Annotated in this window: 22 protein-coding genes, 4 pseudogenes and 1 riboswitch; of the genes and pseudogenes, 24 read left to right on the forward strand and 2 right to left on the reverse strand. The window is 34.0% G+C overall.

What is annotated here, in order from left to right; all coding sequences use genetic code 11:
* The first annotated feature begins 694 nt into the window (after positions 1-694).
* From V5784_RS06785 to V5784_RS06820, 8 genes and pseudogenes are all read left to right on the forward strand, one after another.
* On the forward strand, positions 695-895 hold the full coding sequence (locus tag V5784_RS06785; protein ID WP_336888278.1) for a hypothetical protein: 201 nt from the start codon (positions 695-697) through the stop codon (positions 893-895).
* Positions 896-1,285: 390 nt separating this feature from the next.
* Positions 1,286-1,361: riboswitch (cyclic di-GMP riboswitch) on the forward strand.
* 117 nt (positions 1,362-1,478) lie between these two features.
* Positions 1,479-2,201, forward strand: a complete 723-nt coding sequence (locus V5784_RS06790; protein ID WP_336888279.1) for a hypothetical protein — start codon at positions 1,479-1,481, stop codon at positions 2,199-2,201.
* Between the two features lie 48 nt (positions 2,202-2,249).
* Positions 2,250-2,804, forward strand: coding sequence for a hypothetical protein (locus V5784_RS06795; protein ID WP_336888280.1), 555 nt, complete (start codon positions 2,250-2,252; stop codon positions 2,802-2,804).
* A gap of 110 nt (positions 2,805-2,914) precedes the next feature.
* Positions 2,915-3,340: a hypothetical protein gene (locus V5784_RS06800; RefSeq protein WP_336888281.1), complete on the forward strand. Its 426-nt coding sequence runs from the start codon at positions 2,915-2,917 to the stop codon at positions 3,338-3,340.
* Between the two features lie 57 nt (positions 3,341-3,397).
* Positions 3,398-3,880 (forward strand): hypothetical protein, encoded by a 483-nt coding sequence (locus tag V5784_RS06805; RefSeq protein WP_336888282.1) that lies wholly within the window; start codon positions 3,398-3,400, stop codon positions 3,878-3,880.
* Positions 3,881-3,955: 75 nt separating this feature from the next.
* Positions 3,956-4,114 (forward strand): hypothetical protein, encoded by a 159-nt coding sequence (locus V5784_RS06810; RefSeq protein WP_336888283.1) that lies wholly within the window; start codon positions 3,956-3,958, stop codon positions 4,112-4,114.
* Between the two features lie 36 nt (positions 4,115-4,150).
* The gene (locus V5784_RS06815; protein WP_336888284.1) at positions 4,151-4,708 is read left to right on the forward strand and encodes a hypothetical protein; all 558 of its coding nucleotides are present in this window, start codon (positions 4,151-4,153) and stop codon (positions 4,706-4,708) included.
* Positions 4,709-4,905: 197 nt separating this feature from the next.
* Positions 4,906-5,112, forward strand: a pseudogene (locus tag V5784_RS06820) (HD domain-containing phosphohydrolase); the annotation flags it as partial.
* 73 nt (positions 5,113-5,185) lie between these two features.
* On the opposite strand, the gene trxB reads toward V5784_RS06820, so the two are convergent.
* Positions 5,186-6,388 (reverse strand): thioredoxin-disulfide reductase, encoded by a 1,203-nt coding sequence (gene trxB / locus V5784_RS06825; RefSeq protein ID WP_336888285.1) that lies wholly within the window; start codon positions 6,386-6,388, stop codon positions 5,186-5,188.
* 406 nt (positions 6,389-6,794) lie between these two features.
* Here trxB and V5784_RS06830 point away from each other — a divergent pair, with 406 nt between their 5' ends.
* Positions 6,795-7,658, forward strand: coding sequence for an ADP-ribosylglycohydrolase family protein (locus V5784_RS06830; protein ID WP_336888286.1), 864 nt, complete (start codon positions 6,795-6,797; stop codon positions 7,656-7,658).
* Positions 7,659-8,175: 517 nt separating this feature from the next.
* On the opposite strand, the gene V5784_RS06835 is transcribed toward V5784_RS06830, so the two are convergent.
* On the reverse strand, positions 8,176-9,429 hold the full coding sequence (locus V5784_RS06835; protein ID WP_336888287.1) for a YihY/virulence factor BrkB family protein: 1,254 nt from the start codon (positions 9,427-9,429) through the stop codon (positions 8,176-8,178).
* A 291-nt stretch (positions 9,430-9,720) separates the two neighbouring features.
* Between V5784_RS06835 and fabV the strand changes: the two genes are divergently transcribed.
* The 15 genes and pseudogenes from fabV to V5784_RS06910 all read left to right on the forward strand — a co-directional run bounded on the left by fabV (position 9,721) and on the right by V5784_RS06910 (position 26,308).
* Positions 9,721-10,917 carry an enoyl-ACP reductase FabV gene (gene fabV, locus V5784_RS06840; protein ID WP_336888288.1) on the forward strand — a complete coding sequence of 399 codons (1,197 nt, stop codon included), beginning with the start codon at positions 9,721-9,723 and terminating at the stop codon, positions 10,915-10,917.
* A 126-nt stretch (positions 10,918-11,043) separates the two neighbouring features.
* Positions 11,044-11,307 carry an HPr family phosphocarrier protein gene (locus V5784_RS06845; RefSeq protein WP_336888289.1) on the forward strand — a complete coding sequence of 88 codons (264 nt, stop codon included), beginning with the start codon at positions 11,044-11,046 and terminating at the stop codon, positions 11,305-11,307.
* 88 nt (positions 11,308-11,395) lie between these two features.
* Positions 11,396-13,084 (forward strand): annotated as a pseudogene (gene ptsP, locus V5784_RS06850) (phosphoenolpyruvate--protein phosphotransferase).
* Positions 13,085-13,366: 282 nt separating this feature from the next.
* A pseudogene (locus V5784_RS06855) lies at positions 13,367-14,222 on the forward strand (fumarate hydratase).
* Between the two features lie 14 nt (positions 14,223-14,236).
* Positions 14,237-15,286: pseudogene (locus V5784_RS06860) on the forward strand (malic enzyme-like NAD(P)-binding protein).
* A gap of 357 nt (positions 15,287-15,643) precedes the next feature.
* Positions 15,644-16,432, forward strand: a complete 789-nt coding sequence (locus V5784_RS06865; protein ID WP_336888290.1) for a CoB--CoM heterodisulfide reductase iron-sulfur subunit B family protein — start codon at positions 15,644-15,646, stop codon at positions 16,430-16,432.
* 24 nt (positions 16,433-16,456) lie between these two features.
* The gene (locus tag V5784_RS06870; protein ID WP_336888291.1) at positions 16,457-16,870 is read left to right on the forward strand and encodes a 4Fe-4S dicluster domain-containing protein; all 414 of its coding nucleotides are present in this window, start codon (positions 16,457-16,459) and stop codon (positions 16,868-16,870) included.
* Positions 16,871-16,903: 33 nt separating this feature from the next.
* Positions 16,904-18,886, forward strand: coding sequence for a CoB--CoM heterodisulfide reductase iron-sulfur subunit A family protein (locus V5784_RS06875; RefSeq protein ID WP_336888292.1), 1,983 nt, complete (start codon positions 16,904-16,906; stop codon positions 18,884-18,886).
* Positions 18,877-19,341, forward strand: coding sequence for a hydrogenase iron-sulfur subunit (locus tag V5784_RS06880; protein ID WP_336888293.1), 465 nt, complete (start codon positions 18,877-18,879; stop codon positions 19,339-19,341). The genes V5784_RS06875 and V5784_RS06880 overlap by 10 nt, the downstream gene beginning before the upstream one ends.
* On the forward strand, positions 19,329-20,306 hold the full coding sequence (locus V5784_RS06885; protein WP_336888294.1) for a 4Fe-4S ferredoxin: 978 nt from the start codon (positions 19,329-19,331) through the stop codon (positions 20,304-20,306). Before V5784_RS06880 ends, V5784_RS06885 begins: the two co-directional genes overlap by 13 nt.
* Positions 20,306-21,364 (forward strand): 4Fe-4S dicluster domain-containing protein, encoded by a 1,059-nt coding sequence (locus V5784_RS06890; protein ID WP_336888295.1) that lies wholly within the window; start codon positions 20,306-20,308, stop codon positions 21,362-21,364. Before V5784_RS06885 ends, V5784_RS06890 begins: the two co-directional genes overlap by 1 nt.
* Positions 21,354-22,196, forward strand: coding sequence for an FAD/NAD(P)-binding protein (locus V5784_RS06895; RefSeq protein ID WP_336888296.1), 843 nt, complete (start codon positions 21,354-21,356; stop codon positions 22,194-22,196). Before V5784_RS06890 ends, V5784_RS06895 begins: the two co-directional genes overlap by 11 nt.
* 45 nt (positions 22,197-22,241) lie before the next feature.
* On the forward strand, positions 22,242-22,922 hold the full coding sequence (locus tag V5784_RS06900; RefSeq protein WP_336888297.1) for a 4Fe-4S dicluster domain-containing protein: 681 nt from the start codon (positions 22,242-22,244) through the stop codon (positions 22,920-22,922).
* Between the two features lie 146 nt (positions 22,923-23,068).
* Positions 23,069-24,673, forward strand: coding sequence for an FAD-dependent oxidoreductase (locus V5784_RS06905; protein ID WP_336888298.1), 1,605 nt, complete (start codon positions 23,069-23,071; stop codon positions 24,671-24,673).
* Positions 24,674-24,859: 186 nt separating this feature from the next.
* Positions 24,860-26,308: a 4-hydroxyphenylacetate 3-hydroxylase family protein gene (locus tag V5784_RS06910; protein WP_336888299.1), complete on the forward strand. Its 1,449-nt coding sequence runs from the start codon at positions 24,860-24,862 to the stop codon at positions 26,306-26,308.
* Positions 26,309-26,440: the final 132 nt, after the last annotated feature.

Genomic DNA, 26,440 nt, shown 5'->3' on the forward strand with positions numbered 1-26,440 from the left:
TATTAAAATCTTCAAGAGCCCCTTCATAATCCCCTAGTTTTTCTTTTGCAAAACCTCTATTATAGTATGTTCTTGTTCTGTCACAAAATACCTCAAGATAAATCTTTAAAAAAATTTGGGCAAATTCTTTAATTTTATCAAGCATGATATTTTCCTCCTTGTATTCTTTTAAAGATTATCAACTACTATTTAAGTATGCTTTAAAATAATAATATAATCAACTGGATAAGCACAATAAGTTGGACAGTTTTCTTAAGGTCATATAAAAGAATAAAGAGATTTAATACTCATATATCCTTAGTGCAATTCGTGATTAGTTTTTTCTTTTTCCTTTCATTTTCAATTATCCCCTCTCATTTGCCTCCTAAGGTACCTCTAGAAAGTTTCCCTTATAATTGTACCCCTGCAATCGAAATACGGCAAACTATAAAGCCTTAAAACCATTGGTACTATTAGGGTTAATGGGTGAAATAAGCTTTGTCCATGAAAAAGAAGAAACAGTCCACTAGAAGGACTAAAAGGTTATTTTAGTGGACTTATTAAGCCTAAAAAAGAGGTGAAATTACAGTGATTTAAAAAATCAAAAACTTTACTAAAAAGTTATGATAAAAGTATTAAATCCAATCCAGATAATCCAAATAATTACTTCAATAGAGGAAATTTAAAGTTCAAATAGGGGGACTACCAAGGTGCAATGAAAGATTATAATGTAGCTATAAGACTAGACCCTGGATATTTAAAGGCATATCATAGTAGGGCAATAATAAAAGAGAGATTAGATTGTTACAATGGAGCTATCGCTGATTATAATTTCATTTTAAAAATAAATTCATTGGATCCATTAGCACATAAAAACAAAAATATTATTAAAAATTATTCCAATAGAACCATATAGTTCCCAATAAGAGAAAGTTAAAATCACTACCAAGCTTTTGATGAATATCTTCCTAAAGAAGCTAGTATGGCTATTATGAATGACAGCGATAATACAGGTGAATCGCTAAGTCTTATTTAGATTATCTATATATTTTGAAAGATGAAAAAAAGGGCTAATATATAAATAGTGCTCAAATATGAGGGATGAGATTTAACCCTATTCTTAATAACTAAAATTACTTTTAAAGAATTTAAAGCTATTATTAAATTTCACTTTATAAATCTAAAAAAGCAAAAGATTAATGTAAAACTTTTATAAAATTAGGAGTAAAATTTACTTTTATTAAATAATTATAAAAAAAAATCGAATTTAGTTTGTATAGATGCTATTATTAAATCCAAGTATATAAATAGAATATGGCAAACCTAGAGAAATCTTGGGACGCAAAGCTATAGGGCCTGTAAAATGGTAGCCAGTTGCCGAAGTGACTACCACTTTTATTTTTGAGCTAATTTTTTATGTATGGCCTCCTATGGAGACCATACTTTTTTATTTATAAAGATTATTGAAAAAAGATAGAGAAAATTTATTGGAGGACAGTATGAAAAAAATAATAGGACTATTACTTTTAAATATAGTTTTTATGACCTATAGTTACGCTGGATTTTCTGTTATAAGATCATCCTACGGCATCTCTCTGGACAGACCTAAAACTCAGGAGCAGCTCATAACGAACACGGGAGACAGAGATCTACAGGTAAAGATATATGCAGCAAAGCCAACGAACCTTGTAGATGAAAAACTGAACATGAGTGACTGGGTGAAGGTCTATCCGAGATATGTGACCATACCAGCACACACAAGTAAAAAAGTAAGGTTTATTGCAAGGCCACCGAAAAACTTGGAGGCCGGAGAGTACAGGTCTGTACTCTACTACGAAGAGGTCAGGAATGAGAACGATAAGCGTGAGTCGATGGGGTTCAAGTTGAGGTTAGGCACACCTATCTACGGAAGAACTGGAAACCTCACCTATATAGCAGAGTACAGCGATCTGAAGTTTGAAAGATCTGAAAAGGGATACCGACTGAGCGGTGTGGCTGAGAATACGGGGAACACCTCCTTTACACTGAGAGCCAAGATAAAAATTTTCGACAAAGATGGAAAGTTACTTAAAGAGGCAGATGAGAAGGAAGCACCACTCTTTCGAGGAAGCAAAGGAAAGATAGGAATCGAGCTAGAAGAGGTAGAAAAAACTTCGAAAGTTACGGTATTATTTTATGAGCAAAATAAAAAACACAGGTATGAAAAATCATTTGAGCTATAAAGGAAGCAAAATTTATAGATGTACAAAAAAAAAAGGGAGATGGAAATTATGAAAAAAAAGATTTTATTAGTAGCAGGGATACTTGCAGTATCGTCAATGGCACTTGGAGCAGTTTCAACAGCTACAAACGTAACTGGTTACACGGACGCGGGGACATTCAACATAAGTGCAGAGATTGTAACGAACTTAACAGTTGATGTTAATGGAAACCTGGCATATGGAGATATGGTAGTTCCTGATACAGGAATTAACAAAAGTACCATTGAGAACGCTGCTGGTGTAACAGTTACATTTGTTACTGCAGATAAAGATGAAACTGTAACTGCAGTACTGACTGGAAACGGAATTACAACTGACGGTACTGTACCAGCATACAGTATAGATGCAGGGGGAGTAACAGTTGCCTTCACTAACAACAATACTAATACATGGACGGGTATCTCAACACTAGAACCTTTCACAATCGGTGGTACAATGAGCGTTACAAGTGCAGCTACTTCTGAAATTGTTGCTGGAGTTAATAATAACGATATTGCTGACAAGATCACTATAACGTTAACTTACGACACGATTGACGTGGCTTCTAGTTCTTCTAGCTTTTAGTTAAGAGAGATTATTCATATTTTAAAACCATAGAACTATTTTAAAGTATGGCTTCATGCCATACTTTACTTTTTATATATGATACGGCTTAAATTTTAAAGGGGGCTCATTTGAAGAAGATAATTTTAGTGCTGATATTTATTCTATGCGAAGCACTAAGCTTTGGTGCAGTAAGCCTGGATATAGGCGTAAGCGGAGGGTTAGACTTCAATTATATGGTGGTACCCGACATTGGAAGTAACAACTCAACGATTTTAGCAGATAGTAAGGGAGTTGTGGTTTCATTCATAACCTCTGAACCAGGGGACACTGTATCGATAGCTTTCAGCGGGGGAGATATCAGAAGACACAAGCTTTTATTAGATAACGAGAATGTAACTGTTAAATTTACAAGTTCTACAGGGAAATGGAATGGTATCCCCACGGATGCCCCTTTTTATATAGGGGGAACAATCAGCATTAAAGATACCGCTACAGGGAACAATCAGATAAACGAAAGCATAATTATAACGGTGACCAGTGAAAGTATCAACTGATATTTTATAGCAGAGTTTAAAAAAATACCAAATAAATTATTGAAGTGGAGCAGAGATGTGAAAATTAAAAAATATCTATTTATCTTATTATTATTATTTAATATGCTTATTTTTGCAGGGGAGCAACCTCAAAAATTTGAAGAGGGATATATGCTGATAGATGTCAAAAGAAAAGTCAAGGATGATTTTTTTGGTGTTTTTTTAAACTATGAAACAAACAAAGTATACATAGGACTGAGGAGATTTTTGGATCTAATAGAACTTCCTGGAATAGAGATAGATACGAAAAAAGAGATTGTTTCAGGAACGATAAAAAAGGATTTTTTCAGACGCAAAAAGGAAAAAAAGGTCTACTGGGAGTTCGACAGGGAGAGAAGTTTCATAAAAAACGGGGAACTCTACATAGAGGCGGGAATTCTGCCCGAGATAATCCCCATAACCTACATAGATTGGGATCTAGATGAATACAAGGTAACTGTCGTTCCAAACTTTTACCTTGGCATAGAGGTCCGGGAGAATACAGAAAAAAAAAAGGAATAGGATAAGTAATAGGAGAAAAAAGGAAACAGAAGAAAATAAAACAGAAAAAAACTCCTATCACCGGGAATGGCAAAGTTGAAGTACAATGCAGGCGATATCCTCAAGTGGTTTGACGAAGAGGTGGAACACAGGAAAGATTACGGGAAGCTGGATGTAGATTATAGGGCCCTCCTGCTATACGGAGATTTTGCAACATCGTTTAAGGTCTACCCAGAATATGAGCTAAATTACTAGAGGCTGAACTACCCATATATCTTCGAGGATAAAACCGTGGAGATAGGAGATACTTATCTGCAAGGGAACAGCATGTTTGATGCATCCAGCCAGATAAAGGGTATAGTGATAAAGGATAGTAAATATAAATTAAACTATGACAGGGGAAAAAACAATATCAGCGGATTCGCTCCGAACGGACTAACTGTGGAACTCTACCAGAATAACATTTTGATAGACTATCAGGAAACAGTCAACAACAGCTATGAGTTTAAGGACATAGAACTGATATCTTACTCAGATATTTTTATCTTGAAGTTCTATGATCAAAGAGGGCTGGTCGTAGAGGAAAGGGAGGTAAAGATACTTTCAGGGAAGGAATTTTTAAGCAGGGGAAGTTATGACTATAACCTGTCTCTCGGCGAGACCGAGCAGAATGAAACACACCTTGCCTTTGATCTTTCTTATGGAGTTTTGGATAACCTGAGCTATAAGCTCGGAGGGAGAAGCTTAAATCATGGGAGTAAAGAAAAAGAGGTTTATAACGTGCTAGAAAACACCCTCTACTGGAGAACACAAAATCTAAGCTATCCCATGAACATAAAACTGAAGTGATACTATGATCTGGACAGTGGTAAAAATATGGACACATATCTGGGGGAGCTGAGGCAAAAGCTGGGTCCCCTTGACCTTAATCTGCGCTTCGAACATTATTATGGAAGGTTTTCAGAGGAAAAAAAGCTGGATCAGAGGTATGAGGTGAATCTGAGAGGTGGCTACAAAAACCTAAACTACACAGTGGGGATGGAAAGGGATATCCAAATGGATTAAAAGGTGATGAAATCCCATTGCTATCTCAAATCATATGTGTAGCAGACTGCTGGCATGCGATGATATCGAAAAGACCGTATAACAAAAAATTAAATAAAGAAGAGGGAATTGTAGAAATTTTCATAGATAAAAAACTATATTTGATGGATGAAGATTTTGAAGATAATAAAATAAAGCCTAGATATTAAACTAGATTTTTAAAGACCGATTGAAGAAAAAATAGGTAAAATAAAAAGACACTAAATTTAGTGTCTTTTTATTTTACCTATTTTTTTCTAACCAATGTTCTGCATCCATTGCTGCTTTACAACCACTTCCAGCTGCTGTTATAGCTTGTCTGTAGTTAGAGTCGATAACATCACCACACGAGAAAACACCAGGGATATTGGTTTTAGATGTGTTATCATTAACTAATAAATAACCATTCCCGTCTAATGATAATTGTCCATCTAAGAAACTTGTGTTAGGAGTGTGTCCAATAGCTACAAATAGTCCCGCTATGTCAATTGTAGAAGTAGCTTCATTCACAGTACTCCTAAGTTTTAGTTGATTCACTTCTACTTTATCTCCAAGGATTTCTTCTACAGTACTGTTGTAGATTATTTCAATTTTGGGATTATTTTTCACTCTATCTTGCATAGCTTGGCTTGCTTTAAAAGTCTCACGACGGTGAATTAAATATACTTTATTACATAGATTGGTCAGATAGCTAGCTTCTTCCATAGCAGTATCTCCTCCACCGACGATTGCAACGTCTTTACCTTTGAAGAAGAAACCATCACAAGTAGCACAAGCAGATACCCCTCTACCTTTATATTCTCTTTCGCTAGGGATTCCAAGATATCTAGCGGTAGCTCCAGTAGCGACAATGACAGAGTCAGAAGTATGTACTTTTTTACCAACGTATATTGTAAATGGTCTTTTACTTAGATCTATTTTTGTTATCTCTCCAAATATTATTTTAGTTTCAAATTTTTTTGCTTGTTTTTCCATAGACAACATAAGGTCAACGCCGTTTATTCCTTCAGGGAATCCAGGAAAGTTTTCTATGTCAGTAGTCGTAGTTAATTGTCCGCCTTTTTCGTTTCCTGTGAATAAAACTGGCTTTAAGTTAGCACGACCAGCGTATATTGCAGCAGTATATCCAGCAGGGCCAGAACCAATGATCACTAATTTATGATGTTCTCTTTCTACTTTTTTACTATTTAAACCTAAAATAGTATCTAATTTTTTAAACTTATCAAGTTCGTATAATTCGTCACATCCACCGATGTGCAAATCTTCTATTACTATTTGAGGAAAAGTTTTCCCACCATTTGATCTCCTAATCATATTTTCTTTTTCTTCAGGATGGTCTTGAACATTTATCTCGGTATATGTTACTCCTTTTGATTCCAAAAGCATCTTAGCTCTAACGCAATATGGGCAGTTGGATTTACTATAAATTGTTATTTCTTTACTCATGTTCTCCTCCTAAATTTTGATTCTCAAAAGCTTCTAAGGCTTATTTACATTCTCTCTAGTTTATTTTTCATACAACCATTGTATGATCAGTCATTTCAAAAGTCAATATTTTTTATCTCTGTCACGAATTACACAAATTAAATTATTTTACTGCCACAGCACAGAAGCTTTTATTTTCTCGCTTTAAATCTGCTTCTATCTGTGTAATCTGTGTAATCTGCGACTAAAATTTTTAGTTTTTTCTCTTTGTGTCCATTCGTGACTAGGTTTAAATTTATTTGTGTCTGGTTTATGTTCTTCAAATTATATAAATAAATAAAAAAACTAAATTATCAAAGGATTTCGGAGAAATAGTCGAAGGTAATAGAGATAAGTAAATTAAAAGAAATTTTTAAGAGGTGATTTTATGAGTAGGAAAGGTTTACTTTTGGGTTCTATATTGGCTGATGCTTTTTCCCTGGGAGCTCACTGGATATATGATTGTAATAAAATAAAGCAACATTTTGGAGAGTACGACAGACTCTACGATCCACTGCCTGATAGTTTTCATTCCAATAGAAAAAAGGGAGAACATACCCATTATGGAGATCAGACCCTCCTTCTTTTAGAGTTCCTTGCTGAAAAGGGAAACTTTAATAAGACTGAGTTCCAAAAGTTCTGGGCAGAACGAATGGTCCACTATGATGGTTATATTGATCATGCCACAGAGGGTACACTTACTGCCATCAAGAAGGGCAGCGAGTGGGAATCTCATTTTTCAGATCTTTCAGGAGCTTCTAGGATAGCCCCGATTATTTATTGTACTCCTGATAAGGAAAAGGGTATCAAAGACTGTATCAGTCAGACAAAAGTAACGCACAACAATGAAAAAGTTATTGTTGCAGCTGAATTTTTTGCCCGTACTGCATATGCTGTCCTTGATGGGGAAAAACCTGATAGTGCTATGGATATAGCTGCTAAAGAGATGAAAAACTCCTATGTTACCAAGAAACTAGAAATTGCCCATAAACATCTTGACCTCCCTTCAGAGGAAGCTATTAAAGAGATGGGACAGGCTTGTACTGTAGGAGGGGCTTTTCCTGCTACAATATATATTATCTTGAAATACCAGGAAGATTATAGAAAATCTATGATAGCTAATGTTATGGCAGGAGGAGATTCAGCAGCTAGAGGGCTTCTTGTAGGAATGATATTAGGAGCTTATAGAGAAGATTCTATCCCTAAGGAATGGATGACCGAGATGTGCAGCTTAGAGAGAGTACATTTCTAATATAAAATACCCCATCATAATGTTTATCGCATTCCACTCACAGGCCTTTAGATTAGTAGCAAGAGTGTACCTTCATATTTCTTTCTTTATTGTAATTTAATTTGATAGGGTGGATTTTTATTAAAAGAAGGGATTTATTATATTGCTGGGACTGTAAATGTCCATAATACATGAAAGAGGTTATAAATATTTTTAGATCCGTCTCTCAATTACTGAATGGTACTGTTGTATTATAGTAATTAAGGGATGGATTTTTTTAATGAATGCAAAAAAAATGGCTATCTCTAATCCAAAGCCATTGTAATTTTAGCAATAAAAACGTTGCTTGTCCTCGTTCGACATTAGAATCAGCTCTTGAAAAAATAAACTGTTTTAATCTGTGGACTCTGCGACAAAATCAATGCCTCTGACTAAGTTTCAGTTATGCGTCAAGGATTGAAGATTATAATCAAGAAAAAATATTTTCTTAGTGACCCTCTAGTTTTTCCTTTGTGAGCTTAGTGTAAAGATTTTGGATTTACATATCTTTTAATAGTAGGTCATACTGAAAATTCTCCCTAGCCCTATCTATTTTTTCTAAGATCTCATTGGATTTTTCCCCAACCTTTTGGCTATATCCCACCTCGGAAATTTGAGAGATAATATACCCAATAGAAAGAATTTCTATATTTTTAGAAAATTTATATTTTCTTTCATCGCTAGATGTTACTATCTCCACTATAAAACTTAATTTGACTAACATATTAAGAATCTCTTGGGTCACCCCTATGGCTATTCCCAGTTTATGGGCCAATTCATTGGTACTCATGGGTGGTTTGTTTTCCTCGTAATTTTTTATAAGGTAGTAGATACATATAATAGAGATATCTCTTTTAGATGAAAAATTTAAATTTATCTCATTCATAGTATAAGAATACTTATATGAATTTTGTATTATAAAGGACAGATGAGCCCCCAATAAGACAATAAACCATACTATTTTTTGCCACAATATAAATATAGGGATAAGAGAAAAACTTCCATAGATAGCATTATAGTTTAATAAACTGACCTGTAGATAGATAAAAACAGATTGTGTTATCTGAAATACAATGCCGGAAAATAATCCTGCTATAAATGCTGTGGACAATTTAACCTTTGTGTTTGGAATAATTAAATATATCAGGGTAAAAAAAATTATGATAAGTACCTGTGGAATGAAATTTAAGATCCCTATCAATCCTGGATATATCTTCAAAATAAAAATTTGTAAGATTGCGGAAAGACCATTGGATAACACTATAACTAATGGAAACAAAAATATTAATGACATATAATCTGTGAGTTTTCTTACGAAGCTCCGAGATTCCTCTACCTTCCATATTTCATTAAATGATCTTTCCACTGCAGAAAATATCTTTATAACAGACCAGATTAAAAATAAAATTCCTGTTCCTGCGATCAACTCCCCCTTGGTATTTTCCAAAGTTTTCTCTGAAAAAATTAAAATTTGGTCTAAAATTTCATCCTGTAAGAAAAAACTTTTATACAGTTCATCTTTTATTAATTTTTCTATCCCAAATCCCCTGGTAACAACGAAGGCTATGGCTATTACTGGAACAATGGTTAAAAGAGAATAAAATGTCAGTGCAGATGACCATAGATCTGATCTGCTCTTTTTATAATTTTCAAATGTAAATAAGATTAACTTTAGTATTTTAAAAATCAATTTATTACTCTGACTAATCTGTTCTCTTATACCCTCTATAAATTTTTTTATGGTTGACCTCATTTTTACCAACTCCTCATCGGGGTTAAATTTTATGTGTATATCTATATTACGATTTACTAATTAAAACTACATGTTCCTATATTTAAAGTATATTTCTTCAATTTTATAAACCTTTTTTAATTCACTTACTATCAATCAAAATAGCTTTTAATTTTTTAAACAATTATTTATTTTAGATGAGATTTAGTACCTATAAAATTTTAGTTACAATAATAAGGTTGATTTTATAAATTTTCTTGTATATATGGTAAACATTATGATAAACTAATCAGACGGAGGTGTTGAAAAAACATGATAATTAAACCAAGAGTAAGAGGAAGTTTAGCTCTAAACTGCCATCCTATGGGATGTAAAAAAATAGTTGAAGATCAAATTAAGGTTGCAAAAATCGGTAAGCAATATAAAGGTCCTAAAAAAGTACTGATTTTAGGAGCGTCCTCAGGATATGGATTAGCTACTAGAATTTCATTGGCATTTGGTGGAAGTAAATCCGACACCATTGGAGTTTCATTTGAAAAAGAAGGAACAGAAAGAAAAGTTGGAAGTGCTGGTTGGTATAACAACATATGGTTTAAAGAAGCAGCAGAAAAAGAAGGCTTAATTGCCAAAAACTTTATCGGAGATGCTTTTTCCCATGAGATGAGAAAAGAAGTTCTTGAATATATAAAGGATGAATTTGGAGGGAAGATAGATCTCCTAATATACAGTGTTGCTTCTGGAATAAGACAGGATACTGACACTGGAATTGTTTACAAGTCTTGTATCAAACCTATAAATGAGGATTTTAGTGGATATACATTAAATATTCAAAAAGAAGAGATTGAATATATGAGTGTTGAGTCTGCAACAGAAGAAGATATTGCAAACACTGTTAAAGTTATGGGTGGAGAAGACTGGAGTCACTGGGTGAAAACTTTGGTAGATGAAGACGTCTGTAATGAAGGTTTTAAAAGTGTAGCTTATTCATATATTGGCGGGGATATAACTCGTGCTGTATATAGAGATGGGACTATTGGTCAAGCAAAAGAGCACTTAGAAAAAAGTGCTGGAGATTTAAATACATTGGTTAGTGAGAAACTGGGTGGGGAAGTATATACTTCTGTTAATAGAGCCATTACTACAAAGGCTAGTGCATTTATACCGTGTTTCTCTATCTATGCTTCTGTACTATTCAAAGTTATGGCAGAGCAGGGTAAGGAAGAGCCGTGTATGGAACACACTCATAGGCTCCTTGCGGATATGATCTATGGGGATTCTCCTAATTTTGATGCACAGGGTAGAATGAGACCAGATTCTTGGGAATTAACTAACGATATTCAGGTAAAAAGTGTAAATATATATAATGATATTACAGAAGAAAACTTTAAAGAATTGTGTGATTTTAAATTATATAAGAAATATTTCATGAATTTAAATGGTTTTGAAGCAGATGGAATTGATTATGAAGTAGATGTAGATTTAGAATGGTTGTCAACTTTAAGACCTTAGGTTCTAATCCCGGATAATATTGGATTTTAATAAATGTTTTAATGGAATTATTTGCACTTTTTTTTTAATTATGATATTCTAATTTTGTAGATACATTTATTCAAATTATTAGGAGAATTAAAAAGCATGGCATTCAAAACAGTGAAAATAACAAATGATACAGGGCTACACACGAGACCAGGAAATGAATTTGTAACTGTAGCTAAAACTTTCGAATCAAAGATTGAAGTTGAAAATGAAACAGGTAAAAAAGTTAAAGGAACATCATTATTGAAATTATTATCTTTAGGTATAAAAAAAGGAACTAGTATAACTGTGCACGCAGAAGGAACAGATGCTGACGTTGCTGTTGAAAAATTAACAGATCTTTTAGCAAACTTAAGAGACTAATCACTTAAGATAGAAGGTCAAATCTTCTATCTTTTTTAATTTTTTTTTACTTATGGAGGTTCTGAAATGAGAAAGTTAATAGCAAGGTATAGATGCTTCTCCAGGAATTGTTGTTGGAAAAGTATTTTTATATAAAGAAACAGAATTAGTTATTAATAAAGATAAGGTCTTAGATTCAAAAAATGAAGAAAAAAGATTATTAGATGGTAGAGATATCGCTAAAGAACAATTATTTGAAATTAGGAAGATGACTGCTAAAAAATTAGGAGAAGATAAAGCTACTATTTTTGACGGTCATATTACTCTTTTAGAAGATGAAGATCTATTTGAAGAGGTAGTTGAATTAATCGAAGATAATAAAATTTCTGCGGAATATGCCTTGACTCAAGGGATAGAAGTCTACTGTAATCTGCTAGAAAATTTAGATGATCCATATCTAAGGGAAAGAGTTACAGACCTTAGAGATATTGCTAAAAGATGGTTATATAACATCACGGGAACTCCAATTGTAGATCTAGGAAACCTTCCTGCTGAGACTGTTATTATAGCAAATGACCTGACACCATCGAATACAGCTCAAATTGACCTTAAAAATGTTGTTGCATTTGTCACACAAATAGGTGGTAAAACATCTCATTCATCTATCATGGCTAGATCTTTGGAACTCCCTGCTGTCGTAGGGACAAAAACTATCTTAAGTGATGTAAAAGATGAGGAAACAATCATTGTAGATGCATTGAATGGTAAAGTTATTATCAACCCTACGAATAATGAGATTGTAGAAGCTATCAAAGCAAAACAAAAATTCAACGTTGAAAAGGAAGAGTTGAAGCAGTTAAAAGATAAAAAAGCCACATCTAAAGACGGCATCACTGTGGGAGCTTGGGCTAACATTGGTGAACCTTCTGATATTGAAGGTGTTCTTAGAAATGGTGCTGATGGAATTGGTCTTTATAGAACTGAATTCTTATTTATGAACTCTGACAAGTTTCCGACTGAAGAAGAACAATTACAAGCATACAAAGAGGTTGTAGAAAGAATGGAAGGACTACCCGTAACTATTAAAACAATGGATATAGGTGGAGATAAAGCACTTTCTTATATGGAATTACCTGAAGAGGAAAATCCATTCCTAGGATGGAGAGCTATTAGAGTTTGTTTAGACAGACCTAAGATCCTAAAAACATAATTTAGAGCCTTACTTAGATCCTCTGGACTTGGATATGTTAAAATCATGCTTCCTATGATCATTTCATTGGATGAAGTCAGAAAATCAAAAGCACTCTTAGAAGTGTGCAAGGCAGAATTAAAAAATGAAGGTATTAATTTTGATGAAAATATTCAGCTAGGTATAATGGTTGAGACTCCATCTGTAGCATTTAGAGCAAAATATTTTGCTAAAGAGGTCGATTTTTTTTCAATTGGTACAAATGACCTGACTCAATACACATTGGCTGTTGACAGAGGTAACGAAAAAATCGCTAACTTATACGATTCATTTAATCCTGGTGTATTAGCAGCTATCCAACTATCTATTGAAGGAGCTCATGCAGGTGGGATACCTATCTCTATGTGTGGTGAATTTGCAGGAGATGAATTAGCTACTCCTATCTTATTTGGTATGGGATTAGATGCATTTTCAATGTCTGCTATCTCTGTATTAGGTATCAAAAGAAATATTATCCATTTGGATAAAGCATTAGTTGAAAGAGTAATGACTATGGCCACTTCTGAAGAGATTAAGGCAGAAATAAGAAAATTTAACGAAAATTTATAAATAAAATTTTATGTAGGAGAGCAATAAGAAAATTATTGCTCTCCTTTTTTATTATTAATTATTTTAATATGTAAATTTTTATTCCCCTTACAAAAGTAACGCAATATAAGTACTTTTGGTTTATTTTTTTGGCATTTATAAAATAATTATATATTTTATATCTTTTTAGTTGATTTTTAATTAAATTTGAATTATATATATATTATTAGATAGTTTGTTAAAAAAATAACAAACTATCTGCTGTAAAGTTAAGACAACATCAATAATTTAGGGAGTGATCAGATGAAAAACTTGGATTTAATCAAGGTAACAAATGTTGTAGAAAAAATGTGTATGGATGCCAATTTTTACCTAGGTTCCGATGTTTTAGATAATTTAAAGAAAATGGCCAAAACAGAGGTTTCACCTGTAGGAAAAAATATATTAGATCAAATTGTTGAAAATCATGTGATTGCTCAAGAGAATTTAGTTCCAATGTGTCAGGATACTGGTATAGTAGTGGTATTTTTAGAAATTGGTACAGAGGTTTACATAGATGGGGACATATCTGAAGCTGTAAATGAAGGGATTAGAAGGGGTTATGAAAAGGGGTTATGAAAAGGGGTTCTTAAGAAAATCTGTTGTAAAAGATCCATTGGATAGAGTAAATACAAAGGATAATACTCCTGGAATTATCCACACTAAATTAATACCTGGTAGTGATAAAGTGAAAATTATAATAGCCCCTAAGGGTGGTGGAAGCGAAAACATGAGTGCTATCAAGATGTTAAAACCAGCTGATGGCATAGAAGGTATCAAGAAATTTGTTGTGGAAACAATAAAAAATGCCGGTGGAAACCCATGCCCTCCAATTATTGTAGGAGTAGGAATAGGTGGAACTTTTGAAAAAGCTGCACTCTTAGCTAAAGAATCTCTTATGAGAGATGTCAATGACAGTAGCTCAAACCCTAAAAATGCTAAATTAGAAGATGAATTATTAGAGTTAGTAAATAAAACTGGAGTAGGACCCATGGGACTTGGTGGAAGAAATACGGCACTCTCAGTAAAGGTAGAATCTTACCCTTGTCATATTGCATCATTACCGGTTGCCATCAACATAAATTGTCATGCTGCCAGACACAAGGAGATAATCTTATAAAATAGGAGGTAATTATGAAGTTAACAACACCATTAAAAGATAGCGATATAGAAAAATTAAAAGCAGGAGATACTGTGAAAATATCTGGGATAATATACACAGCAAGGGATGCAGCTCATGATAGATTAATTAAATTACTAGAAGAAGGAAAAGCAATTCTATTCAAAGAATTTGGAGGAGTAGACGCATTTCCTATCTGTCTGGATACTAAAGATACGGAAGAAATTATTAGAACTTGTAAGTTATTAGCGCCTACTTTTGGAGGAATAAATTTAGAGGATATAGCAGCTCCTAAATGTGTTGAGATAGAAAGAAGACTGATAGAGGAGTTAGATATTCCTGTTTTCCATGATGATCAGCATGGTACAGCAATAGTTACTACAGCTGCAATAATAAATTCATGCAAATTATTGGGGGAAAATATTGCTGACTTAAGAGTATCTATGATTGGAACTGGTTCGGCTGGATCATCTATCGCTAGAATGCTTAAAAAATTAGGAGTTAAATCTATATATGCTTATAACTCCAAGGGTGTAATAACTATGGATAAATATGATAGATATAGATTCTTAGTCAAGGAATTATTGGATCAAAATATCATCGACACTCCGGAAAATTTAGAGGAAGATTCAGTAGTTGGGTTGATGAAGGGAACAGATATATTTATAGGAGTATTCGCACCAGGAATGGTGACAAAAGATATGGTAAAATCTATGAATGCAGATCCTATTATTCTAGCTATGGCAAACCCTACACCTGAGATCATGCTGAGGATGCATTAGAGGCTGGAGCAGCAGTGGTAGGCACAGGGATCAGATTACCCTAACCAAGTAAATAATGTATTGGCATTCCCAGGGTTATTTAAAGGGGCTTTAGAGGCTGGAGCTACAGTAATCAACGATGAGATGAAGATGGCCGCAGCATATGGTATTGATAATGTATTGAAGGAAGAAGAGCTAAGAGCAGACTATATCATTCCTAGCCCATTTGATGATAGAGTAGCATCGGTGGTAGCTGAAATTGTTAAGAAGATCGCAATAGAAAATAATTTAATAAGAAAATAATTATTAACACCTAAAAACACTCCACAGTTAGTGATTTATTTCCTTTTCTAATTTAATAGCTCATAAAACCAAATAAAAAATATCTGACTTTAATAGTTAAATATTTTTTATTTTTTTATTTGATTTTTAGTTCTTTTTGAGGTATATATATACTATTGGATATATTTTTATAGTATTATTTAATAATTTTTCTCATATTTGAGAATTACAATGTGCTAATATAAATTATTATAAAATTAAAAATTGATATTATTATCAATTTTTTTACATTCAACTTTGTTAAAAAAATAACAAAATGTATTTTAAATAGGGGGTGAAGGCCTGTACTTTTTATATCTTAAAGTGCAGGTTAAACAAATGAAGTATAGTTATTATCCAGGATGTACCTTAAAAACAAAAGCACAGGAACTTGAAAAGTTTGCTCTAGATTCAGCCAATGAACTGGGTATTGAATTGAAAGAACTAAAAGATTGGCAGTGTTGTGGTGCTGTCTACCCCATGGGAGAGGATGAAATTGTTACAAAATTATCTTCTGTCAGAAGTCTTGCAGCTTCCCGGGACAAAAACGAAAAACTTGTGACCCTTTGTTCTGCCTGTCACCATGTTATTAAAAGGGTCAATGAGGATATGAAAAACAAAAAGGAAATAAGAGATAAGGTTAACAATTATCTAAAGCTTGAAAACGACTACAACGGAGATGGAGAGGTAATTCATTTTCTAGAGATGATCAGGGATGATTTTGGATTTAAAAAATTATCTGAAAAAATAAAAACTTCTCTTAACGGTCGTAAAATTGGAGCTTATTATGGTTGTCTCCTCCTAAGACCAGAAAAAGATATGAAGTTTGATGATTCAGAAAATCCTGTGATCATTGAAAATTTTATAGATGCATTGGGTGGTGTGGCTATAAAATATCCTTATAGAACAGAGTGTTGTGGGGGATACCTTGTGACTGAAAATAAATCTATAACAGAAGAGATGACAAATAATATTGTAAAGTCTGCTGTTATAAATGGAATTCAAGAGATTGTAACTGCTTGCCCTCTGTGTAAGTATAATTTAGAGAACAGTCAGGAAGCTAAAACAAATAATATATCAGTTGTTTACTTTACAGAACTATTAGCTGAGACTTTAAATGTGAAATAATTATCTTTATTAGGAGGCTAAATAATGATTAGAACAAAACATATTCCCGATAAATATGAAAAAGAGATCTTACAAATAAAAAAAATAAGTAATGAGATGATCAATGACTGTATGCAATGTGGGAAATGTACAGCAGGCTGCCCAGCAATTACAGAGATGGATATACTCCCCCATCAAATAATGAGGCACTTACAATTAGGACAATTTAACAAGGTCATCGAAAGTAAAACAATCTGGAGTTGTGCATCATGTTTTACCTGTGCAGCTCGTTGTCCAAGGGGAGTTGATTTAGCTAGTCTCATGGAAGCTGTACGTCTTATTAGTTTGAGGCAGAAAGGAAATAATAGACTGAAAGTTCAAAATATAGGTCAGTTGATGACAGATGAAAAAATGCCACAACAGGCTGTTGTAAGTGCACTTCGTAAATACAGTAAATAAATAGAGGTTATTATCTTGCAAGGAGGTATAAGGTTGCGAAAAATTGGAGTTTTTGTATGCTGGTGCGGTTCAAACATAGCCGCTACCGTCGATGTGAAACAGGTTGTCGAAGAAGCAAAAAAAATGTCAGGAGTTACATATGCTATAGACTACCAGTATATGTGTTCTGCCATTGGTCAAAATATGATGAAGGATACTATAGAAAAATATAACTTAGATAGAGTCGTAATTGCAGCTTGTTCTCCTCGAATGCATGAAAGTACTTTTCGTAGAGCAGCAGAGGAAGCTGGAATGAATCCGTATTTGGTAGAAATTGCCAACATAAGGGAACAGTGCTCTTGGGTACACAAAGATATGAAAGAGGGAACCGAAAAAGCTATAGCTCTTACAAGAGCTGCAGTGGCTAAAGCTACCTTGAACAGTGAGCTGATTCCAGGAGAGATAGACGTGGTAAAAAAAGCTCTAATAATTGGTGGTGGAATAGCTGGTATCCAGTCTGCATTAGATATTGCAGATGCTGGGTACAAGGTAGATATTGTAGAAAAAACGCCAAGTATTGGTGGCAGAATGGCACAACTAGATAAAACATTTCCTACCTTGGATTGTTCAGCATGTATTCTAACACCAAAAATGGTAGATGCTGCAAAACATCCAAATATAACTCTTCACACCTATAGTGAAGTAGAAAAAATTAGCGGATATGTGGGGAATTTCAAAGTAAATATAAAGAAAAAAGCACGTTATGTTGATATGGATAAGTGCACTGGATGTCGAATATGTACTGATAAATGTCCTTCTAAAAAAGCTAAAAGTGAATTTGAAGAGGGTCTTAAAAATAGAGGTGCAGTTTATATTCCATTTGCTCAAGCTGTTCCTAATGTACCAGTAATAGATAAAGATGAATGTATCAAATTAAAAACAGGAAAATGCGGTTTATGTGAAAAATTATGTCCTTCAGGAGCTATTAAATTTGATGATAAGGATGAAATAATAACTGAAGAATATGGTGCCATAGTAGTAGCTAGTGGTTATGACATCATTGATTTAGATAAATTTGGAGAATATCAGTATGATCATCCAGATGTCATTACATCACTTGAATTTGAAAGGATAACCAATGCAGCTGGACCGACAAACGGAAAGTTTGTACGTCCCTCCGATGGAGAAAGACCGAAAAAAGTAGTATTTATACAATGTGTCGGTTCTAGAGACAAAACTGAAAGAGGTAAATCATATTGCTCAAAAATTTGTTGTATGTATACTGCTAAACATTCCATGTTGATAAAGGAAAAATATCCTGATGTAAAGGCATATGTGTTTTATATTGATGTACGTACTCCCGGAAAGAATTTTGATGAATTCCAGAGGAGAGCTGTAGAAAAATATGGGGTTCAATATATTAAGGGAATGGTTGGAAAGATCTTTCCTGAGGGGAAAAAACTTATGGTTCATGGAGTGGATACCATGAGTGGCGAAGTCCTTGTGATAGATGCTGATATGGTTGTATTGGCTGCTGCTACAAAAGCTAAAAGTGATGCTGTAGATCTCAAAAGAAAGCTCAATATCAGCACCGACATAAATAAATTTTTTACAGAGGCTCATCCAAAACTTCGCCCTGTAGAAACAACTTCAGCAGGAATATATCTGGCAGGAGCCTGTCAAGGACCTAAAGATATCCCAGAAACTGTAGCTCAATCAAGTGCTGCTGCTGCAAAAGTTATTGGTCTTTTAAACAAATCAAAACTTATAAATAACCCTTGTGTCTCTGCAGTCGATGAATCTATATGTAGTGGATGCCTTGCATGTATTGAGATGTGTCCATATGATGCTATTTCTTTTAAAAACATGGAGATCAACGATCATGGACAAAAAATTAAAAAAACAGTAGCAGAGGTAAATGAAGCTCTCTGTCATGGTTGTGGAGGATGTACCGTTACCTGCCGACCTGGTGCAATAGATCTCAAAGGATTTACAAATAAGCAGATCTTAGCGGAGGTGGATGCAATATGTTGTTAGGTACTAATACTAATACAATCAACAAAAATGAGGAATTCAAACCATTAATCGTTGCATTCTGCTGCAATTGGTGTAGCTATGCAGGTGCTGATCTAGCTGGAACAAGCAGGTTAAACTATCCTGCTAATATCAAAATTATACGTGTCCCGTGTTCTTGTAGGGTAAATATAAATTTTGTATTACGAGCATTCCAGAATGGTGCTGATGGTGTAGTAATAGCTGGATGTCACCCAGGAGATTGCCATTATTCTACTGGGAACTACCATACAAGGCGCAGATTTTCACTTATAACAAATTTAACAGAATATATAGGTATAGAAAAAGAACGTTTTAAAGTTGATTGGATCTCAGCGGCAGAAGGAAATAAATTTGCAACTGTGATGAACGATATATTAGAAAATATTTATAAGCTTGGACCAAATAAAAAGTTGAGGGATGCCAGATGGAAAATATAACTATAAAAATAAGAGCTATTGCAAAACAGGCTCTTATAAATAAAGAGGTAGATAAAATTTTAGGATGGAAAAAAGGCGACCTGTGGTCTGAATCATATCCGGCATTTATCACTAAACCAGAAGATGCTGAGACTTTGATCTGGGATTTATTTTGTATAAATAATCTCAGTAAATATCTAATAAAGGAACTTCAAAAACATGATAAAATCGGAATTTTTATTAAAGGTTGTGACTCAACTTCTTTTAACCAGCTCCTAAAGGATAATAGAATAAACAGAGAAAATGTAGTTCTTTATGGGATCCCCTGTGAAGGGATGATTGACCCTGAAAAAGTTAAAAAATTGATGTTAAATGACAGAGTCAAAGAAATAAAAAAATCTGAAAATGGTTTTATTCTAAATAATAAAAATAAAAGTAAGGATGTTTTAGGAGAGGAAATAAAGTATGATAAATGCCTAATATGTATCTCTCCAAATCCAGTGGTTTACGATCAGCTTTTAACTGATGAAGTAGAAAATAAAATCAATAAAGAAGATAGATTTAAAGGGGTAGAAGAGATTGAATCTATGACCCCTGATGAACGTTACAACTTTTGGAAAGGAGAATTCCAAAGATGTATCAGGTGTAATGCATGTCGTGATATCTGTCCTGCATGTAGCTGTGTAAAATGTGTATTTGATAATTGTGATATAGAGACCTCGGGAAAAACAAAAATAGAAGCAGAAGACACATTTTTCCATATTGTTAGAGCATATCATGTGGCAGGTCGTTGTGTAGATTGTGGTGAATGTGCTAGGGTCTGTCCTGCTGGGATTTCCCTTAATCTGCTGAACCAAAAAATAATAAAAGATATAAGTGAGATCTATGGTGAATTTAATGCTGGTCTAGATTCCACAACTCCAGCACCCTTGGTTACATTTAAACTTGAAGATTCAGATACATTTTCAAAACAAGGAGGGAAGTAATGAAAAAGATTTTAAAGGCTAAACTGCCTGAATTATGGCAAAGAATCAGCGCTGACTTTGATTTGTTTCTTCCTATTGAAAAAAATAAAATACTTAATTTTTCCCTTTGGAAAGAGGAAGAAAAAGTTAATTTAGACAGAGTAAGGACCAATGCTTCTCCTAAACACCTTGTTTTTCCACAGACAGAAACTTATTTAAAATTTAAAAATGAAAATGAAAATAAAAAATTAAGTCTTAAAGCTGTCAAGGCTAAGGGGGAAGAATACGTTCTTTTTGGTGTGAGACCCTGTGATGTAGAGAGTTTTAAACTTTTAGATAATATATTTTTAAGAGATCCTGTAGACACCTATTATAAAGAACATAGAGATAGGGGAACTGTCATCTCTCTTGCCTGCTCCAATCCTGAAGATACTTGTTTTTGCAATTCTTTTGGGATAGATGCTACATCTGCCCCTTTAGGTGCAGATATAGCTACATGGGATATAGGAGATTCATTTCTATGGAAAGCTCAGAGTGAAAAAGGTCAAAAATTAATGGAAAATACGAAAGAATTTTTTATAGATATCCAAGAAAAAGATACCCAAAACCTAGAGCAAGAAAAAGATGATATCCAGGAAAATTTAAAAGACCTTCCATTCAACAATATAGACCTTTCGAAAATAAAAGGGACTCAACAAGAGATATTTGACAGGGAAGAAATATGGAATGAATTTAGTGAAAGATGTCTTGCTTGCGGGACTTGTTCATATCTCTGTCCTACCTGTCATTGCTATGATCTTCGTGATTATAAGGGCAGTAATCATAATCATGGTGAAAAATTTCGTTGCTGGGACTCGTGTATGTCATCTGATTTCACACTTATGGCCCATGGAAACCCTAGAACCAGCCAAATGCAGAGGTTAAGACAGAGATTTATGCATAAACTCGTTTATTATCCTAAAAATCATGAGGGTGTCTATTCTTGTGTTGGATGTGGAAGATGTGTAGAGAAGTGTCCTGTACATATAGACATTATAAAGATAATAAAAAAATTAGGTGGTGAAAATAATGAGCTGTAGTTGTCATGATCAAGATCCATTGATGCCTCAAATAGCTATTATAAAAGAGGTTAGAGTAGATACCCATGATGTTACTACTTTTAAAATAGTAGATAAATCTGGGAAAAAGCCCTTTGAATTTATGCCGGGTCAATGTGCTATGATCTCTATTCCTCCCATAGGAGAAGCTATCTTTTCAATAACATCCTCTCCTTCACAGGAGGAATATATAGAATGTAGTATCAAAAAATGCGGAACTGTCACAGATTATTTGCACCAGCTTGAAGCAGGGTCTGAAATAGGCGTAAGAGGTCCCTACGGAAATAATTTTCCTGTAGAGGAATTAAAAAACAAAGATTTAGTATTTATAGGTGGGGGAATAGGACTTGCTCCTCTGCGTTCTGTAATTAATTATGTTATGGATAAGAGAGATGAGTTTGGTGTGGTAGACATTGTTTATGGTGCTCGTACACCGGGAGATTTGGTACATTCAAAAGATATCTTTGATGTTTGGCCCAAAGAAAAAGAGACTTTTGTACATCTCACAGTAGACAGCCTGTCTGAAAATTGGAATGAGCATGTAGGATTTGTCCCTGATTATGTGAAGGCATTGGGGTTTGATAGTAGTAATAAAATTGCCTTAGTTTGTGGTCCACCTATCATGATAAAATACACCCTTCAAGCTTTGGAGAAAATGGGGTTTAAAAAAGAACAAGTTTATACTACTTTAGAATTAAAGATGAAGTGTGGAATTGGAAAATGCGGACGTTGTAATATAGGTGATAAATATGTGTGTAAGGACGGTCCTGTATTTAGATGCGATGAGATTACGGAACTTCCAAATGAATATTAATTTTTTAAAAATATCACTAAATAATAAAAGGCAAAGGAGGCATAGATGTCTGAAAAAAAAATGATCGATGTATATATATTTGGTAAAAAATATGCAGTACCTTCTACTTTAACAATCATGGATTCTATGGAATATGCGGGATATCAGTTAACTAAGGGTTGCGGTTGTAGATCTGGATTTTGTGGTGCATGTTCTACTATTTACAGAGTCAAAGAAAATAAAGAATTAAAGGTAGCCTTGGCATGTCAGACAAAGGTTGAAGATGGAATGTATTTTACACAGCTTCCCTTTTTTCCAGGAGAAAAACCTCTGTATAATATAAATGAATTTAAACCAACTATGGATACAATGGCAAAATTTTATCCTGAAATTTATAAATGTATAGGCTGTAATTCATGTACCAATGGCTGTCCTCAAGATATAAATGTTATGCAGTATATCGCCCATTCACAAAGAGGCGAATTTGAAAAATGTGCACACGAATCTTTTGACTGTGTATCATGTGGGATATGTGCATCTAGGTGCCCTGCCGGAATAACTCATTACAATGTAGCACTTCTAGCACGGCGTCTCACAGGTAAATACATTGCTCCTGAGACAAAACATCTAACAGATAAAGTAGCCGAGATAATAGCTGGAAAACACGATGATTCTATGAAAAAAATTATGGATAAAAATATTGAAGAATTAAAACAATTATATAATTCTAGAGACATTAGTAAGTAATTTTTTTATGATATTGAAAGCTTTTAAAATTGAATAGTTTGTCCGCCTTTGGCGGGCAAACTATACTCAATTCCATTTGAAACCAACAATATTATCTATTTTAAAATAAAATCAATAAATAAGTTTAAGTTTTGGGGAGGTATTTAATGTATACAGCAGAGATGAGGGAATTATCCAAAAAAGTAGAAGAGACACGTTCCCAAAGAATTGGAATAGATTTTCCTAGGATGTCTCCAGAAGGTAAGTTAGATGTTTTAAATGAAAATCATCCAGATTATAGTGACAAGGGTTTTATGTATTTAAAGCATGGAGTTAACAAGGGACAGAGAGTTCCTAATGAATTAGGAGAGCTTTTAGAAGCTAAAAGCAAGTTAGAGAATATTGAAATAAATTTGGATAAAATAGATTATGATGTGGATGTATTAATTATAGGAGGCGGAGGAGCAGGGGCTGCTGCGGCTTTGGAAGCCAATAAAAAAGGAGCTAAAGTATTAATCACAACCAAATTACGTTTTGGTGATGCAAATACTATGATGGCTGAGGGAGGAATCCAAGCTGCTGATAAGCCAGAGGATTCTCCAGCAAAACATTATTTAGATGTAATGGGAGGAGGGCATTATACCAATGTTCCCGAACTTGCCAGTACTTTAGTAAAAGATGCCCCATCTGCAATCAAGTGGTTAAATGATCTAGGTGTGATGTTTGATAAGGAAAAAGATGGAACTATGATAACTAATCATGGAGGAGGTACCTCTAGGAAAAGAATGCACTCTGCTGCAGACTATAGTGGTGCCGAAATAATGCGTGTCATGAGAGACGAAGTTAGAAATGAGGAGATAGAAGTACTAGAATTTTCTCCGGTAATTGAACTCCTCCTTGATACCGATGGTAAGGCTGCCGGAGCAATTATCTCTGATCTAGAAACTAAACGAATCTTTGTGATCCAAGCAAAAACTGTGATAATGGCAACTGGTGGAGCAGGGAGACTTCACTATCAAGGATTCCCAACATCTAACCATTATGGTGCTACTGCTGATGGACTTGTGATGGGATATAGAGTAGGTGCTGAGCTTGCTTTTGCAGACACCATTCAGTATCATCCAACTGGTGTAGCTCATCCATCTCAAATCTTTGGAGCACTGGTTACAGAAAAAGTTCGTAGTTTAGGAGCTACTCCATTAAATATTCACGGTGATCAATTTGTTTACCATTTAGAAACAAGAGATGTAGAGGCTTCTGCAATTATTAAAGAGTGCAATGTAAAAGGAAATGGAGTGCCTACTCCTACAGGTGGCTATGGTGTATGGTTAGATACTCCCCTTATTGAGATGATCCATGGTGAGGGTACTATTGAGAAAAAACTTCCGGCAATGTTTAGAATGTATCAAAAGTTTGATTTAGACATGAGAAAAAAACCAATTTTAGTCTACCCAACCCTCCATTATCAAAACGGAGGACTACTAATAGATAAAAACGGTCAGACAAAAATAGAAAATTTATATGTAGTTGGTGAATGTGCTGGAGGAATCCATGGAACCAATAGACTTATGGGAAATTCATTATTAGATATAATTGTATTTGGTCGAAGAGCCGGGATCCATGCTGGAGAAAAATTTAAAGATATAAAAATCAAAGATTTAACATTCGATCATGTAAGAAAATATCACAAAGATCTAGAAAACAATGGTATAGAAACTACCTTGTTTTCACCAATGATCCTACCAACTTATACACATGGAAGAAAAAAATAATAAAAAATAGATTATTTCATCAAAAAGGTTGATTTTTCTATTTTTATGTAGTAAATATAGTATTAATAAATAATAAAAATTTCACAAGAAATAAGTTAGTAAGAATTAAAAATAACTTAAAAATAACGCATTAATTTTTTATAAACAATTTTAAAATAGCACTAAATTTATTAGGAGGGGTTAGAAATGGCATTAATGACAGGCGAAGAGTATATTCAAAGTTTAAAGAAGATGAAAACAAAAGTTTATTTGATGGGAGAATTGGTGGAGAATTTCATAGATCATCCTATGATTAGACCTTCTATTAATTCAGTTGCAGCTACTTATGATATGGCTCATGAAGAGGAACATCAAAATGTTATGACTGCTATCTCAAATATTACAGGAGAGAGAGTTAATCGTTTCTGCCATCTTCATCAAAGTACTGAAGATCTTAAAAACAAAGTTAAGATGCAAAGGTTACTAGGACAAAAAACAGCTTCATGTTTCCAAAGATGTGTAGGAATGGATGCTTTCAACTCTATCTTTAGTACAACTTTTGAAATAGATGAAAAATATGGAACAGTTTATCATGAGAGATTTAAAAGATATATGAAATTTGTTCAGGAAAATGACCTTACAGTAGATGGAGCTATGACAGATCCTAAAGGAGATAGGGGATTAGCACCACATCAACAGGCTGATCTAGATCTTTATCTTCGTGTAGTAGAGCGAAGAGAAGATGGAATCGTAGTAAGAGGAGCTAAAGCTCACCAAACTGGTGCTGTAAACTCCCATGAACATCTTATTATGCCAACTATTGCCATGGGAGAAAATGATAAAGACTTCGCTATTTCATTCTCTATCCCATCAGATGCTCCCGGAATATTAATGATCTACGGTAGACAATCATGTGATATGAGAAAAATGGAAGACGGAAGTATGGATGAAGGAAACCCTAAATTCGGTGGACAGGAAGCATTGGTTGTATTCAATGATGTTTTCATCCCTAATGAAAGAATATATCTAAATGGAGAATATGATTTTGCTGGTGTTCTAGTAGAAAGATTTGCTGGTTACCATAGACAAAGTTATGGAGGATGTAAGGTAGGAGTAGGAGATGCACTTATAGGAGCTGCGGCACTTATAGCAGAATATAATGGTGTTCCTAAAGCTTCTCATATAAAAGATAAACTTATTGAGATGACTCATCTTAATGAAACATTATATGCGTGTGGTCTTGCTTGCTCTACTGAGGGAGTTCCTACAAAAGCAGGAAACTACCAAATAGATCTTCTTTTAGCTAATATATGTAAACAAAATGTAACAAGATTTCCATATGAAATTGCAAGATTAGCTGAAGATATCGCAGGTGGATTAATGGTAACTATGCCTTCAGATATAGACTTTAAACATCCTGTAATTGGTGAATATTGTAAAAAATATTTCGCTGGTGACAGTAAAGTACCTGTAGAAAATCGTCAAAAAGTTCTTAGATTCATTGAAAATCTTACTCTAGGTGCTTCTGCAGTAGGATATAGAACTGAATCAATGCATGGGGCAGGATCTCCTCAAGCTCAAAGAATTATGATCTCTAGACAAGGAAATATTGAAGGTAAGAAACAATTAGTTAAAGATATTACAGGGATAAAATAATAATAATAATATAGAGAGGCTTCGGCCTCTCTTGAAAAAAAGGTGGTCGTGATGTTACAAAAAGTAGAAACAATTATATCATAAAAAATAAGACCATCTATAATAGAACATGGTGGTGACATTAAAATAGTA

This window comes from Psychrilyobacter sp. (genome assembly GCF_037132775.1).
Taxonomy (GTDB): Bacteria; Fusobacteriota; Fusobacteriia; order Fusobacteriales; family Fusobacteriaceae; genus Psychrilyobacter.

What these genes read in the sequence shown, in the direction of transcription:
- V5784_RS06785 (WP_336888278.1), top strand. Translation starts at nt 695, where the DNA reads ATGAAAGATTATAATGTAGCTATAAGACTAGACCCTGGATATTTAAAG.
- V5784_RS06790 (WP_336888279.1), top strand. Translation starts at nt 1,479, where the DNA reads ATGAAAAAAATAATAGGACTATTACTTTTAAATATAGTTTTTATGACC.
- V5784_RS06795 (WP_336888280.1), top strand. Translation starts at nt 2,250, where the DNA reads ATGAAAAAAAAGATTTTATTAGTAGCAGGGATACTTGCAGTATCGTCA.
- trxB (WP_336888285.1), bottom strand. Translation starts at nt 6,388, where the DNA reads ATGAGTAAAGAAATAACAATTTATAGTAAATCCAACTGCCCATATTGC.
- V5784_RS06830 (WP_336888286.1), top strand. Translation starts at nt 6,795, where the DNA reads ATGAGTAGGAAAGGTTTACTTTTGGGTTCTATATTGGCTGATGCTTTT.
- V5784_RS06835 (WP_336888287.1), bottom strand. Translation starts at nt 9,429, where the DNA reads ATGAGGTCAACCATAAAAAAATTTATAGAGGGTATAAGAGAACAGATT.
- fabV (WP_336888288.1), top strand. Translation starts at nt 9,721, where the DNA reads ATGATAATTAAACCAAGAGTAAGAGGAAGTTTAGCTCTAAACTGCCAT.
- V5784_RS06845 (WP_336888289.1), top strand. Translation starts at nt 11,044, where the DNA reads ATGGCATTCAAAACAGTGAAAATAACAAATGATACAGGGCTACACACG.
- V5784_RS06865 (WP_336888290.1), top strand. Translation starts at nt 15,644, where the DNA reads ATGAAGTATAGTTATTATCCAGGATGTACCTTAAAAACAAAAGCACAG.
- V5784_RS06870 (WP_336888291.1), top strand. Translation starts at nt 16,457, where the DNA reads ATGATTAGAACAAAACATATTCCCGATAAATATGAAAAAGAGATCTTA.
- V5784_RS06880 (WP_336888293.1), top strand. Translation starts at nt 18,877, where the DNA reads ATGTTGTTAGGTACTAATACTAATACAATCAACAAAAATGAGGAATTC.
- V5784_RS06885 (WP_336888294.1), top strand. Translation starts at nt 19,329, where the DNA reads ATGGAAAATATAACTATAAAAATAAGAGCTATTGCAAAACAGGCTCTT.
- V5784_RS06890 (WP_336888295.1), top strand. Translation starts at nt 20,306, where the DNA reads ATGAAAAAGATTTTAAAGGCTAAACTGCCTGAATTATGGCAAAGAATC.
- V5784_RS06895 (WP_336888296.1), top strand. Translation starts at nt 21,354, where the DNA reads ATGAGCTGTAGTTGTCATGATCAAGATCCATTGATGCCTCAAATAGCT.
- V5784_RS06900 (WP_336888297.1), top strand. Translation starts at nt 22,242, where the DNA reads ATGTCTGAAAAAAAAATGATCGATGTATATATATTTGGTAAAAAATAT.
- V5784_RS06905 (WP_336888298.1), top strand. Translation starts at nt 23,069, where the DNA reads ATGTATACAGCAGAGATGAGGGAATTATCCAAAAAAGTAGAAGAGACA.
- V5784_RS06910 (WP_336888299.1), top strand. Translation starts at nt 24,860, where the DNA reads ATGGCATTAATGACAGGCGAAGAGTATATTCAAAGTTTAAAGAAGATG.